A 12,259-nucleotide genomic window follows, 5' to 3' on the forward strand; every position below is an offset into this window, starting at 1 on the left:
AGGGAACGCCCTCTGTGGCGTTCCGAACCCTGGCGGATGAGCGTGTACCCGGCGCCGGAACGCCACAGAGGGCGTTCCCTACAGGGCATTAGATCGCACTACTGGTAGCCGTAGCGTTGTTTTCGCCATATCGACGTCGAATCACACCGCCCACACCCTACGCATCCGTGCGATTCGCATTAGAAGAGCCCGCTGGCTTTGTGCCACGTCTCTTCGTATTCGGCCTGCGGGTCGGAGTCGGCTACCACGCCGCCCCCCACGGGCGCTTGCAGCCAGCCCTTCGTTCGGGTGACGGTGCGTATGAGGATGCTCGAGTCCATCGCGCCGTCGAAGCCGTGGTAAAAAAGCGAGCCGCAGTAGGCGCCGCGGGCGGTCGGCTCGAGTTCGGCGATCAGCTCGCAAGAGCGGATCTTCGGCGCCCCGGTCACCGAGCCGCCGGGGAAGGCCGCGCGGACGAGATCCAAGGCCCCCTGCCCCGCTCGCAGCTCGCCGGTGACCACCGACACCAGGTGCTGCACGTGGGCGAAACGCTCGACGCCCCACAGCACCGGGACCTCGACCGATTCGTCCGTGCAAACGCGCGACAGGTCGTTGCGCATCAGGTCGACGATCATCACGTTCTCGGCGCGGTCCTTCTCGGACGAGCGCAGCTCGTTGGCTAAACGTTCATCGGCCGCGTCGTTACTGCCGCGGGGACGGGTCCCCTTGATAGGGCGAGCCTCGACCTGCCGCTCCCCGACACGAACGAACCGCTCGGGCGAGGCGCTCATCAGTTGCCAATCGCCGCCGTCGAGGTAGCCGGCCATCGGCGCCGGGTTGCGCTCGCGGAGGCTCAGGTACACGTCGACGGGCGACTCACTGGGCGCCCGTTTAAGGAGCCGCTGCGAGAGGTTCACCTGGAACACGTCGCCCGCGTGGATGTGGTCGACGGCGCGACGCACCGCGGCGAGGTAACCATCGCGTGAGAAGTTACTCAGCACACCGTCGGCGGGCGTCTCGTAGCATGGAGCGAGTTGCTCGACATGCAACTCGCGCGGCGCGGCGTGTGCGGCTGTCGCTTGAGGGCCTCGCTTCAGCAGACCGAGAAACTGCTCCAACCGCCGGCGAGCGCGACGGCGGCGAGCGCCGGGTGTCTTCTCGGGCGCCCCTTGCGAAATGATCCAAGCGCGCTGCCGTTGGTGATCAAAGGCCAACACGACATCGTACTGGCCAACCGCCGCAGCAGGGGTTTGGAACTCGTTCCAGCGCGCCTTGGGGATGCGTTCAAAAGCGCGCCCCAGATCGTACCCCAGCAGCCCCGCGGCGCCCCCCTGCCACGGCGGCAGGCCGGCGATCGTTTCGCAGCGTTGCTCGGCGAGACGCCGCTCGAGGGCGGCCAGCCAGCGGGCGCCGTGGCGATCGGCGTCGGCAGCGCCCAGCGTGCTCCACTCGTACGGGTCGGCGGCGACGAACGAATAGCGGGCCGTCTCGCCTTGCGCGGCGCTGTCGAAGAAAACGAGCCCCGGCAGGCTGCCGAACGCGCGCAGCACGTCGCAAGGTTGCAATGCAGAATCGAGCTCTTGGGCGACGGCGTGGCTCATAGCCCAGCTATCGTAGCGCATTAGGGCCTAGCCGACGAGCTATCCGCCGTAGCCGGATCAGACAAACCCCGCCGTGGGGCTCTCTAGCGATCATGGCTCGACGAATAACAGCCCCCCGCTCATGCGAGACTGCGGCAATGCGTACCTCCTAGCCCGGCGCGTGCTCCAGCAGCCAATCTTCGAGGACCACGTGCTTGAGGTTGGGAGCCCGCAGCAGGCTCGTGGAGACCGGCAACATGGCGCCCAACCAGGGGCGGCGGGTCGCCCGTTCGATCGCCCGCATGCCCATGCCGCTCAGCGACCAGGCGCTCGTCTGTTGCCGCACGTTCTCGGCCAAACGCCGGAACGTCGCCGGGATCAGGTTCGGCTCGGGACCGACGTGCACAAGCACCCCGGCCCCGCTGCTAAGCACGCAACGCACGCCGTCCCACAGCCGCTGCGGGTGGTCGACCCAGTCACGCAGCAGCTGGCGGGTCCGCCCGTCGTGGTAGGCCGTTTGGCCCGTCACCAGCGAGACGATGCGCGGCCGCAGTTGCGTGTCGCAAAGCTTCAGCCGCTCGATCATCAGCGATGCGCGATCGGGCACGTGCTTCTGGCGGACGATAGGCGTGTGCAGAGGCGGCCAGCTCGAGTCGTTCAGCCGCAGGTTCACGCGTCGCGCGAAGCGATCCCGCAGCCGGCCCTTTAAAGCGGCAATCGTCTGGCCTTGGCCGATCACCAGCAGCGTATTGGGCGAGAGCACCGCCGAGATGGCGACCGTCCCCGCGCCGTCGGCGGTCACCTCTTCGCATAGCAGGCCGACGGCGTTCTCGTCGAGCGCTTCGCCTCGTGAGAAAACGACTCCCATCTCGGAACCGCCGGCGAGCGAAGCGCAGTCGGCGGCCATCGCTAGCGGGATGCTGAGCACCGTCTCGGGCGACGCCGCGCCCGCACAGGCCAGCGCCGCCAGTTCGCCCAGGCTGTAGCCGAGCGCGAGCTTGCCGTCGCGAAAGTCGACGCCGTGCGCTTCGCGCAGCAGTTCGATCTGCGCCAGCTCGGCGGCGAACACGATCGCCACCGCCTCGGCGTAGTGCGGCAGGTCGGCCTCCTCACGCCGCACGACACGATTAACGAGGTCAACGCGCTGGCCGGTCGCCTCGGAACACGCTTCGCCCGCTTGCCGCAGGCAACGCTCGACGATCGCCCGGTACGGCGGGCAGGCCAGCAGCTCGGGGGTGCGGCCGAGGTTCGTCACGTTGTAGCCACGGAACGCGTAGGCGGCCGAGCCGGCGTGAGCGTTGAGCAGGCCGTCGTGCATCGGGCTGTCTCGCCGTGGGTGGGATCGTTCGATGAGCCTCGGGGCGGCCGCAACGCGTCGGCGCGCTGCAATCTCTCTACGATCTCTACGTCACTGGCGAGACCTTTGCTCTATTCCCGTTGGGGCGATTCGCTCAGGAGCATTCTAACGATCGTGCGGCGTGACACGAACCGGCGTTCTAGAGCCCCTTGGGACGATGCTGAGCTTGTGGTCGCGCTGCGGCCTCAGCGCTAACCCGTGAGCTAATCTTATGCTGTTGGCTCCGCTCGCCAACGCCGCGCAGATGAGCCAGCGCACCAAGGGCAGACCTTCGGCTGGCATCGCTTGAGCATTCAGTACCCCAAGTAAACGCCGCACGCCGAGGCTCTACCATGCTGACAGCCAAAGACATCATGACCCCGTCGCTGACCACGATCGGGCCGCAAAACACGATCCACGACGCGATCGAGAAGCTGGTCGAGCACGGCTACAGTGGCCTGCCCGTGACGGACGACCAGGGCCAGCTGGTGGGGATTGTGACGGAATTCGCCATGCTGGCGTTGGCTTACGACCAAAGCATCACGCGCCAGACCGTTGCGCAGCACATGACTTGCGAGGTCATCACGGTCGACTACGACACGCCGGTCAACCGCATCGCCGACCTCTGCATCGTCAACCGCGTGCGTCGATTGCCGGTTCTCAAAGACGGCAAGCTCGTTGGCTTGGTCGCGCGACGCGACGTTCTCAAGGCGCTCCACGAGGCCGAGGCGCCGGCCGGCGCCTGCTGAGACGCCTGGACGCTTTCTCTCGGGTGCGCCGGTTCTGACGGTTGTCGGGCTGGAGGGGCGGACGAGTTGACTGTCGGCCCACGCGAGCTAGGTATAGCAGGCGTTCAACGCGCCGCCGCCACTCACGACTCCACCCCCGATACCGGGCCCCGGCCCGCCCCCCTGCCCCATGGGCGAAGCGAAGCAAATCCTGCTGGTCGAAGAAGACCCGACGCTGCGCGAAATCACCGCGTTCCGCCTCGAGCTGCTCGGCTACGTGGTCGAGAGCCGCGGCAGCGCCGAAGAGGCGTTGCTGGCGATCCAAGAGGGCCTGCCCGACGCGGTCGTCGTCGGCCACTACCTGCCAGACATCGACGGCATGGAGTTGATCGACCGGCTGAGCAATGACCTGCGAACCGGCGACGTGCCGGTGATGATGCTCTCGCCCAACGCCGAGTTGGACGACGTGCAGCGCGCCTTCAACGCCGGGGCCGACGACTACCTGGTGGTGCCTTTCGACCCGATCGTTCTTGAACAGAAGCTGCTGCGACTCACGTCGACTACCGCCTAAGCAAGACCGCACAACGCCGCGGCAAGCCACAGCCACAGCCGCATCCCACCTCAACGCCCTCACCCCAACGCCCCTCCCTAAGCGACGCATGGCCCGGCTCGGCGACATCCTGGTGCGAAAAGGCCTGGTCACTCAGGCCCAACTCGAAGCGGCGCTCGCCTCGCAAGGCTCGGAGCGCGGCATGCTCGGCCAGATCTTGCTGCGCCGCAGCCTGATCTCACTCGACCAACTCGGCGACGCGCTGGCCGAGCAGTACGGCGTTCCCTACCTCGACCTCGTGCCGCAGGCCGTCAACCCGCAGGTCGCCCGGTTGCTCCCCGAAGACCTGGCCCGCACACGTTGCTGCGTGCCGGTCGGTGTGAGCGGCGGCGAGCTGCGGCTCGCCATGGTCATGCCGGACGACATCGACACGATCTGCGAGACCGAGCTGATCACCGGCTACCAAGTGCGGCCGATGGTCGCGTTGGAGACAGCCGTCAACGCGGCGCTCGACCGCGGTTTTGACGACCGGCTGGTGGCCCGGCAGACGATCGTCGACATGAAGATGGCCGACCTCGAATCGGCCGAGCACCTCACCGACGTCGACACCGCCGCCCCGGTGGTCGCCGAAGAAGAACAGGCGCCGGTGGTGCGGCTCGTGCGATCGATCTTGATGGGCGCCATCAACGCCAACTGCAGCGACATCCACCTCGAACCGCACACGCCCGAGATGCGGGTCCGCTATCGTGTTGACGGCGAGTTGCAAGCGGTCATGACGATCCCGAACCACACCGAAGAGGCGGTCGTCGCGCGCATCAAGGTGATGGCCGACATGGACACGACCGAGAACCGCCGCCCGCAAGACGGCCGGCTGACAATCACCGAGGCGGGCTCGAACGTCAACTTCCGGGTGAGCACCATCCCCACGGTGGGCGGCGAGAAGGTCGTCATGCGACTGCTCGACGAGGGGGGACGCAGCTTCGATCTCGAATCGTTGGGCCTTGGCGCCCGCGATCTCAAGGCGGTCAACCGCCTGATCGCCAAGCCGCACGGCATGATCGTGGTGACCGGTCCCACGGGCTCGGGCAAGTCAACGACCATGTACGCCGTGCTCTCGAAGCTCAACGCCGTGAGCCGCAACATCGTCACGGTGGAGGACCCGGTCGAGTACCGGCTGAGCGGCGTCAATCAGGTCGCGTCGGACAACGACCACGGTCTCGGGTTCGCCAACGCGCTGAAGTACATCATGCGTCAGGACCCCGACGTGGTGATGGTCGGCGAGATCCGTGACCACGAGACCGCCACGACCGCCGTGCAGGCGTCGCTCACCGGCCACCTGCTCATCAGCACGCTGCACACGAACGACGCCATCGGCGCCGTCGCCCGGTTGGGCGACCTGGGGATCGACAACTTCAAGATCGGCGGCGCCTTGCTGGGCTCGGTCGCCCAACGGCTGCTGCGATCGATTTGCCCGGCGTGCAAAGAGCCGGTCGAGCCTAACGAGTCGCTGCTCAAATCGCTCTCGCACAACACCAAAGTGCCCGCGGACGCCGTCTTCTTCCGCGGCCGCGGCTGCAAGAAGTGCTTGGGCACGGGCTACATGGGGCGGATCCCGATCTACGAGATCATGGAAATGAGCCCGGCTCTGGCCGAGGCGGTCGAGAAGGGTATGCCGGCGACGCAACTCCGCCAGATCGCCCGCGGCGAGGGCATGGTCGAGTTGGCCCAGGCCGGCATGGAGCAGGTGCTCGCCGGCAAGACCACCCTCGAAGAAGTCTTCTACAAGATCAGCAGCTAAAGCCCCCGCAGCGTAGGACCCGAGAAGCGTGCGATCGATCGCCACTAAAAAACGACTCAACACCCTCGGCGCCGGCCCCGCCGGACGCGAGGCGGCGGACTTGTTCGCTCGCCTGAAGGGTCTCTCGTTGCGCCGCTCGGAGAAGCTCTCACGCGACGAGGTGACGTACTTTTTCAGCAGCCTCGCGACTCTGATCGGCAACGGTGTGCCGCTCGCCAAGGCGCTCACCGCCATAGAGCAGGAGAAGAGTCTCGAGCGACGCAAGGCGATCTTTGCGAAGATCCGCCGGCAGATCGAGGCGGGCGGGTCGTTCAGCCAAGCCTTGCAAACGGCCGACGAGTCGTTCGATTCGATCGTGCTCAGCCAGGTCCGTGTGGGCGAGCGCGCCGGCGCCCTGGCCGAGTGCCTCGCCAACATCGCCGAACAACGCAAGCAAGCGGGCCGCCTACGCGAAGAAGTGCTCAAGAAGCTCGCCTACCCGGTCACCCTGGCGGTGATCGGCTCGGGCGTGGTGGCGTTCTTGCTGGCGTACGTGGTGCCGGTCTTCGAAGAGACTTACCGCAAGTCGCAAGTCCCGTTGCCGTGGATCACGCGGTTTTTGATCCAGATCGGCTCGGTGGTCCAGACTTACTGGTGGGCCGTGCTGCTCGCTGTCGCCACGAGCTTCCTCGTATTCGGGGCGCTCCGACGCAGGGAGGCGCTCGCCCGCGCCATGGACGACCGCATCTTGCGTCTGCCGCTCCTCGGGCCGTGGATCCGCGACGCCGCGTTGCTGCAGCTGATGGACGTGCTCGGCAACCTGATGGGCGCCGGCTTCACGCTGGCCGAGGCCTTGCGCGAGGCGAGCGACTCGGTCAGCAACCGAGCGATGAAGGCGGGCGCCGTCGACCTGCAACGCGCCGTGCAACGCGGCGAGCGGTTCAGTCGGCAGGTCGAGACCCACGCCGCGCTCTTCCCGCCGATGGTCAGCCAGCTGATCATCGTCGGCGAGCAGACCGGCAACCTGGTGCGTGCGACCTCGCACGTGCGTGAACACCTGCGGCACGAGATCGAGCGCAAGAGCACGATCGCGGTCGGCGTGATCGAGCCGGTCTTGACGATCGGCCTGGCGTCGGCCGTCGCGGCGATCCTGCTGGCGATCTACTTGCCCATGTTCGACATGATCAACACGGTTGGATAACGCCCATGAGCCCTTCCCATACTAGCCGCGGCGCCTTCTCGCTGCTCGAGCTGATGGCGGTGGTCGTCGTGCTGGGCGTGCTCGCCGCGATCATCGTGCCGCGTGTCTCGATCCACGTCGACAATTCCCAGGCCACCGTCTGCCACGTGAACAAGCGCCTCGTCGAGTCGCAGGCTCATTTGTGGTGGTTCCACAACGATGAGTTCCCGCTCAGCGATTTGTCAGACATCGAAGTCGATCCCGATTATTTCCCCGAGGGGATCCCCACATGCCCGATAGACGGCACAAGCTACACAATCGACACCAATACGGGCCTCGTGAACGGGCACAATCACTAATTTTTTCTGTTTCACTTTGCAGCGTCTGCTAGCGACCTATCTTCCAGTATCAGCAACTTGACTATCGGCACACTATCCTACTGAGTTACACGACTACAGCATCTGCAGGTAACTGTTATGGCTACACGTAAGAATAAAGGACGCGGCGGCTTCTCGCTCATGGAACTGTTGGCCGTGGTCACGATCCTGGGCGTCATCGCCGCGATCGTCGTGCCCCGCGTCACGGTCTCCACGACGACGGCCAAAGAGAAGGTCGACGCCCACAACCGGGCGACCCTGAACTCGGCGATCGAGCGTTACTACATCGCCACCAACGACTGGCCCTCGGCAAACTTGACCGAGCTGAACACGACGGACTACTTCCCCGACGGCCTGCCGGAGAACCCGCTGAACGCCAGCGCCCCGTACGCGATGGACGCCACCTCGAAGCGCATCGCTCCGTGAGCCCAGGCGGACCAACCGCTCATGATTCAATCGATACCCACAGCACGCCACCGCCAGCGGTGGCGTGCTTTTTCGTTGCTGGAGCTCACCGCCACGGTCGCGGTCATCGGCCTGGTCGCCACGATGGCGCTGCAGCGATACGGCAGCACGACCCTCGGCACGACCCGAGCCGAGGGCTACACCCGGCGGCTGGTGCTCGACCTGCGCCAGGCTCAGCGGCGGGCGATCGCCACCGGCGATGACCACTACGTGGCTTTCGCCAGCGACAGCGGCGAGATCGTCTCGCACACGCTGATGCGCGACCTGCCCGGCGGCGACGCCGCGGCCGACGAAACGGTCGCCGTCCCCCAGGGGGTGACCGTCACCTCGGCCGACACGGCCTGGACCTACGACTTCGAGGGGGCCGTGAGCGGGTCTTCCGGCGGTTCGACGGTGCGCGTCGACAGCTCCACCGCCTACTGGGTGATCACCCTGTACCAGGCGACCGGCGCCCTCCGGTCGCAACGGTTTGCGCCGTGATGCGGGCCGCCAGATGCGGTCGCCGTTTTTGACCGCCCGAGGGGGCGAGCTATGTTTCTGCAGCGCGCCCCGCTGCGCGCACAGGGTGTTTCCTGTCCGCAGCGGCGGCCCATCCCCCGCACGCCCCTTTCCGTTTCCATGCATCGCCGCCCCCCAAATAGAACGGGCTTCTCGCTCATCGAGGTCGTGGCCGCCACGGCGCTCGTGGGGGGCACGCTTGTCGCCACACTCGAGCTGCTCCAGAGTGGGATGCTGCTCAGCAAGGAACTCGATCGGCAACGGGCGATGGTCACCCTGGCGGTGAGCACAATGGAGGCCCAGATGGTCGAGGCCGCGAGCGATTGGACCGAAGGAACCTTCACCGGCGACTACGCGACCGAGGGCTACCCCGAGGTCCGATACACGGCGATCCGCAGCGACAGCGCCGGCTACCACGGGATCCCCGACCGCTTGATGGTGCTGGCCGTCTATGTCTACCACGACGAGAACGGCAACAACTCGATGGACTCGAACGAACGCCAGCTGATGCTCGCCACGCAGGTCGCCAAACTGTTCACCTACGAGAACGCCGTTCATGGCTAAGCCCAAGTCGCAACAGTCGCGGCGGGGTTTCTCGCTGCTCGAGATGATGCTCGCCACCACGTTGAGCGCCGCGCTCGTCACGTCGACGGTCGTGGTGCTGCGTTCGTCCTACGCGGTTTGGACCCTGCACCAGGGCGACGCCGAGCAGGCCGAACAAGCCAGCGCCGTGCTGCGTCACCTGACACGCGCCTGCCGACAGGCGGACATGGTGGTGTCGATCAGCGCGAGCGGCGACCCGGCCGGGTCGCTCGAGGTGCTCACCAAGAGCGGCGACACTATCGGCTGGGAGCTCGACAGCGACACGGTGAACTACTCGTCGCAAGCGGCCGGCACGACGTCGCCGCTCGCTTTCGGCATCGACACACTCACGTTCGAAGGGTTGCTGGCCGACGGGTCGACCACGGCCGACGACCCCTCGGAAGTGCAAGCGATACGCTGCAGCGTGGGAACCACGATCCCGTCGTCGGGCGCCACGCGCACGATCGGCTCGACCCTCTGGATGCGATCATGGTGAACCGCACTCGTAAAAACCGAAGCACGCCCGAGCGTCGTGGCGCCACGCTGCTGATCGCGCTGTTTGTGTTGGCGACGGTCAGCTCGCTGGTCGTCAACATCCTCAGCACGCAAACGATCGAGTGGTCGGCCGTGCGCAACACGCTGGCCCACGAGCAAGCGCTCTACATGGCCAGCGCCGGCGTCCACCGAGCCGCGGCCGAGCTGGAGGCCAACTCCGCCTGGGTGGGGACCGTCGACGTGTCGGCCTTCGGGTTCAGCTACAGCGTCACGGCGGTGGACAACGGCCTGGGAGGGGTTTCGGTCACCTCGACGGGAACGGTCTCCGCCACGTCCCGGGCCCTGGAAGCCACCATCGAACTCTAACAACGCGTTAACCGAGACACCAACCGATGCCCAACACACCCCCCAAAGATCGGCGGCAGAGCCCCGACCGGCGCGACGATCGCGCCCGGCGCAAGCACAGCGAGTCGCGCGTGCTCTGCATCGAGGTCTGCCGGTCGACGCTCAAGGCCGTGATCGTCACGCGGCAGGAGAAAAGCGGCGCCTTCCACGTCGAGACCAGCACCAAGGTCTGGCGCCACGAGGCGACGCGACTAGGCACCGAGCTCGGCTCGCGCGAGCTGACCGTGGCGCTCAAGGAGTTCGTCGCCGAGGGCCGGCTGGCGGGCTGCCGGGCGGCGTTCACTCTCAACTGCGACGCCTGTGTCACGCGCTCGACTTCCGGCGCCAAGCAGGTGGTCGAGCAGGAGCTCACCTCGCTCGGCGAGCGGAGCCAGCTTTACTTGTCGCTCGGCCCGGGTCCCAAGGCGTTGTCGGTCCACCGCACGCCGATCGACGCCCGCCACGAGCACGGCCTGGTCACGGTGGCCAACGAGCAAACGGTCTCGTCGTTGGCCACAGCCGCCGAGGCGGCGGGCTTGCGTTTGGAGGTGGTCGAGTCGTCGATCGTGTCGGTCGCCCGCTTGCTCGACCGGATGGGGGTCGCGACCGACGCCCCCACCGCCATGGTGATCCTCGACGAGGACCGCTTCGACCTGGGCGTCTGCTACCAGGGCATCCCGTTGCTCGAGGTCCGGCCCACCGCCGCCGCCACGGCCGAAGAGTTCGGCCCCGTCGTGTCGGACTATCACAAGCGGTTGCTGCGGTACTGCAACCGCCTGCACGGTTTGGGATCGGCCAAGCTCGACAAGCTCTTGCTCATCGGCCAGCGGGACGAAGTCGAGTCGGCCACGCGGAGCCTCGACGACCAATCCGCCAAGTTCGAAACCGAGGGTTTCGAGATCGGCGATCTCGGCCCCGACTGGCAAGTCGATCCCGAGTCGCTCGACTCGGAGATGACCGGCGCTCTGGGGCTCGCGTTGCGTTGCAGCGAGCCCTCCGCCCAGCGGAACGGCCCGAACCTGATGGAAGACTACCTGGCGCGGGTGAAAACGCCGCTCATGCCCATCGTGCTGCGTGCGCTCTCCCCCGTGGGGGCGGTGCTGGCGGCTTCGTTGGCTTTGGCGTTGTGGAATGCGGGCCTCCGCACGGAGGTCGATCAACTCGACAGCGAGTACCTACGCCTCAGGCCGGTGCAGCTCGAGAGCATGGCCCTCGGCAAGTCCCTGCGGTCAACCGAATCGATGCAGGAAAACCTAGCCCAACTGGGCGACGCGCTGCCCCGGCCGTCGCTCTTCACGGTCATGACACGCGTACGGCAATGCCTGCCGAGCGATGTTTGGATCAACCACTTCGCTCTGAGCGACTACGAGCGGGTCGATTTGCGTGGCGACAGCTACACCGAGGGCGGTGTGTACGACTTCGTTTCCTACCTTGGCAAAGCGCCGGGGGTGTCGGAGACGGCCCTCAAAGCGACCGGAGCGGGTCAATCGCCCCAAGGGCCAACAACCAGCTTCGACGTGCAGTTTGATCTGACAACGACCAAAGCCTTCGCATCCCCACCGGAGAAGAGCCGTGGATGACGCCCCAATCGCCAAAGTCCTCCTGTCCCGAAAGCGCTGGATCATCGTCGCAGCCGCTTCATTGCTGACAGGACTCTTCACTATCCTGCCTCAAGTCGATGAGAGGATTAGCCTCTACGACGAGAGGTCGGAACTGCGTCACGAGCTCGCGCTGGCCAGCGAGGCCGCCGAGGGGCTCGACAAGCTCCGGGTGCTCGTTGCAGCCAAGCAGGCCGAGTTGGCTCTGCTCGAGGCGAACACCGTCGACGAGACCAACGCCCCGCAGGTGCGGAACTGGTTCGTCGAAACGGCGCGGTCGGCGGGTTGCCGTTTGCGCCGGCTCGACCTGGGCGAGCCGAGCCGCCACGCCTGGCGACCGGGCGACAACCCGCTCGAACCGACCACCACCAAAGGAACCGGCAAGCAGCCTTACAACCTGGAGACCCGAGCGATCACGCTCTCGGCCACCGGCGCCGCGGACGAGATCGACCGACTGGTCCGCTCGCTTGATGACGACGGGCGGTGGAAGCACATCAAGTCGTTCGAGCTGCGGCCCACCAGCCGCCTGGGCGAAGAGGTGCAACTCGAGGTCGTGCTGCTGTACTTCGCGTTGACGGAGAATGACAAAGTCGCTTGAGCGGTTGGCGTGTCTCGGTTGAGGCGTCGGGCGTTTTCCACAAGGAGACCGGCGCCAGAACAACCGAGACAGAGAATCGACTGATTGACAAAGTGGGGAAGGACCCCCAGCGAGCGAGCAGACCCGCCCCCT

General features: G+C 66.3%; 14 protein-coding genes. 12 read left to right on the forward strand and 2 right to left on the reverse strand.

Going from position 1 to position 12,259, the window contains the following annotated elements; all coding sequences use genetic code 11:
• Positions 1 to 179: 179 nt before the first annotated feature.
• On the reverse strand, positions 180 to 1,580 hold the full coding sequence (locus Mal64_RS01465; RefSeq protein ID WP_231993551.1) for an anthranilate synthase component I family protein: 1,401 nt from the start codon (positions 1,578 to 1,580) through the stop codon (positions 180 to 182).
• Between the two features lie 148 nt (positions 1,581 to 1,728).
• Positions 1,729 to 2,877 carry an ACP S-malonyltransferase gene (locus Mal64_RS01470; protein ID WP_146396004.1) on the reverse strand — a complete coding sequence of 383 codons (1,149 nt, stop codon included), beginning with the start codon at positions 2,875 to 2,877 and terminating at the stop codon, positions 1,729 to 1,731.
• Positions 2,878 to 3,248: 371 nt separating this feature from the next.
• On the opposite strand from Mal64_RS01470, the gene Mal64_RS01475 reads away from it, so the two are divergent.
• The 12 genes from Mal64_RS01475 to Mal64_RS01530 all read left to right on the forward strand — a co-directional run bounded on the left by Mal64_RS01475 (position 3,249) and on the right by Mal64_RS01530 (position 12,127).
• Positions 3,249 to 3,644 (forward strand): CBS domain-containing protein, encoded by a 396-nt coding sequence (locus Mal64_RS01475; protein ID WP_146396007.1) that lies wholly within the window; start codon positions 3,249 to 3,251, stop codon positions 3,642 to 3,644.
• Positions 3,645 to 3,813: 169 nt separating this feature from the next.
• Complete coding sequence (locus tag Mal64_RS01480; RefSeq protein WP_146396009.1) at positions 3,814 to 4,194, forward strand: response regulator; 381 nt, start codon at positions 3,814 to 3,816, stop codon at positions 4,192 to 4,194.
• An 88-nt stretch (positions 4,195 to 4,282) separates the two neighbouring features.
• Positions 4,283 to 5,971: a GspE/PulE family protein gene (locus tag Mal64_RS01485; RefSeq protein ID WP_146396011.1), complete on the forward strand. Its 1,689-nt coding sequence runs from the start codon at positions 4,283 to 4,285 to the stop codon at positions 5,969 to 5,971.
• A gap of 28 nt (positions 5,972 to 5,999) precedes the next feature.
• Positions 6,000 to 7,151: a type II secretion system F family protein gene (locus Mal64_RS01490; RefSeq protein WP_146396013.1), complete on the forward strand. Its 1,152-nt coding sequence runs from the start codon at positions 6,000 to 6,002 to the stop codon at positions 7,149 to 7,151.
• Positions 7,152 to 7,156: 5 nt separating this feature from the next.
• A complete protein-coding gene (locus tag Mal64_RS01495) occupies positions 7,157 to 7,489 on the forward strand; it encodes a prepilin-type N-terminal cleavage/methylation domain-containing protein (protein ID WP_146396016.1) in 333 nt (110 codons plus the stop codon).
• 117 nt (positions 7,490 to 7,606) lie between these two features.
• A complete protein-coding gene (locus tag Mal64_RS01500; protein WP_146396018.1) occupies positions 7,607 to 7,933 on the forward strand; it encodes a competence type IV pilus major pilin ComGC in 327 nt (108 codons plus the stop codon).
• Between the two features lie 21 nt (positions 7,934 to 7,954).
• Entirely contained in the window at positions 7,955 to 8,452 is a 498-nt protein-coding gene (locus tag Mal64_RS01505; RefSeq protein WP_146396020.1) for a pilus assembly FimT family protein, read from the forward strand.
• A 138-nt stretch (positions 8,453 to 8,590) separates the two neighbouring features.
• Positions 8,591 to 9,034 carry a type IV pilus modification PilV family protein gene (locus Mal64_RS01510; RefSeq protein WP_146396023.1) on the forward strand — a complete coding sequence of 148 codons (444 nt, stop codon included), beginning with the start codon at positions 8,591 to 8,593 and terminating at the stop codon, positions 9,032 to 9,034.
• Positions 9,027 to 9,548 carry a PulJ/GspJ family protein gene (locus tag Mal64_RS01515; RefSeq protein WP_146396025.1) on the forward strand — a complete coding sequence of 174 codons (522 nt, stop codon included), beginning with the start codon at positions 9,027 to 9,029 and terminating at the stop codon, positions 9,546 to 9,548. Before Mal64_RS01510 ends, Mal64_RS01515 begins: the two co-directional genes overlap by 8 nt.
• A complete protein-coding gene (locus Mal64_RS01520; RefSeq protein WP_146396028.1) occupies positions 9,545 to 9,913 on the forward strand; it encodes a hypothetical protein in 369 nt (122 codons plus the stop codon). Before Mal64_RS01515 ends, Mal64_RS01520 begins: the two co-directional genes overlap by 4 nt.
• A gap of 26 nt (positions 9,914 to 9,939) precedes the next feature.
• Positions 9,940 to 11,511, forward strand: coding sequence for a PilN domain-containing protein (locus Mal64_RS01525; protein ID WP_146396030.1), 1,572 nt, complete (start codon positions 9,940 to 9,942; stop codon positions 11,509 to 11,511).
• The gene (locus Mal64_RS01530; protein ID WP_146396033.1) at positions 11,504 to 12,127 is read left to right on the forward strand and encodes a hypothetical protein; all 624 of its coding nucleotides are present in this window, start codon (positions 11,504 to 11,506) and stop codon (positions 12,125 to 12,127) included. The genes Mal64_RS01525 and Mal64_RS01530 overlap by 8 nt, the downstream gene beginning before the upstream one ends.
• Positions 12,128 to 12,259 lie beyond the last annotated feature (132 nt).

Origin of the sequence: Pseudobythopirellula maris, assembly GCF_007859945.1 — a bacterium.
Classification (GTDB): Bacteria; Planctomycetota; Planctomycetia; order Pirellulales; family Lacipirellulaceae; genus Pseudobythopirellula; species Pseudobythopirellula maris.

Bases quoted from the DNA above. Each gene is read 5' to 3' on its own strand.
- Mal64_RS01465 (WP_231993551.1), bottom strand. From the start codon at position 1,580: ATGAGCCACGCCGTCGCCCAAGAGCTCGATTCTGCATTGCAACCTTGC.
- Mal64_RS01470 (WP_146396004.1), bottom strand. From the start codon at position 2,877: ATGCACGACGGCCTGCTCAACGCTCACGCCGGCTCGGCCGCCTACGCG.
- Mal64_RS01475 (WP_146396007.1), top strand. From the start codon at position 3,249: ATGCTGACAGCCAAAGACATCATGACCCCGTCGCTGACCACGATCGGG.
- Mal64_RS01480 (WP_146396009.1), top strand. From the start codon at position 3,814: ATGGGCGAAGCGAAGCAAATCCTGCTGGTCGAAGAAGACCCGACGCTG.
- Mal64_RS01485 (WP_146396011.1), top strand. From the start codon at position 4,283: ATGGCCCGGCTCGGCGACATCCTGGTGCGAAAAGGCCTGGTCACTCAG.
- Mal64_RS01495 (WP_146396016.1), top strand. From the start codon at position 7,157: ATGAGCCCTTCCCATACTAGCCGCGGCGCCTTCTCGCTGCTCGAGCTG.
- Mal64_RS01500 (WP_146396018.1), top strand. From the start codon at position 7,607: ATGGCTACACGTAAGAATAAAGGACGCGGCGGCTTCTCGCTCATGGAA.
- Mal64_RS01505 (WP_146396020.1), top strand. From the start codon at position 7,955: ATGATTCAATCGATACCCACAGCACGCCACCGCCAGCGGTGGCGTGCT.
- Mal64_RS01510 (WP_146396023.1), top strand. From the start codon at position 8,591: ATGCATCGCCGCCCCCCAAATAGAACGGGCTTCTCGCTCATCGAGGTC.
- Mal64_RS01515 (WP_146396025.1), top strand. From the start codon at position 9,027: ATGGCTAAGCCCAAGTCGCAACAGTCGCGGCGGGGTTTCTCGCTGCTC.
- Mal64_RS01525 (WP_146396030.1), top strand. From the start codon at position 9,940: ATGCCCAACACACCCCCCAAAGATCGGCGGCAGAGCCCCGACCGGCGC.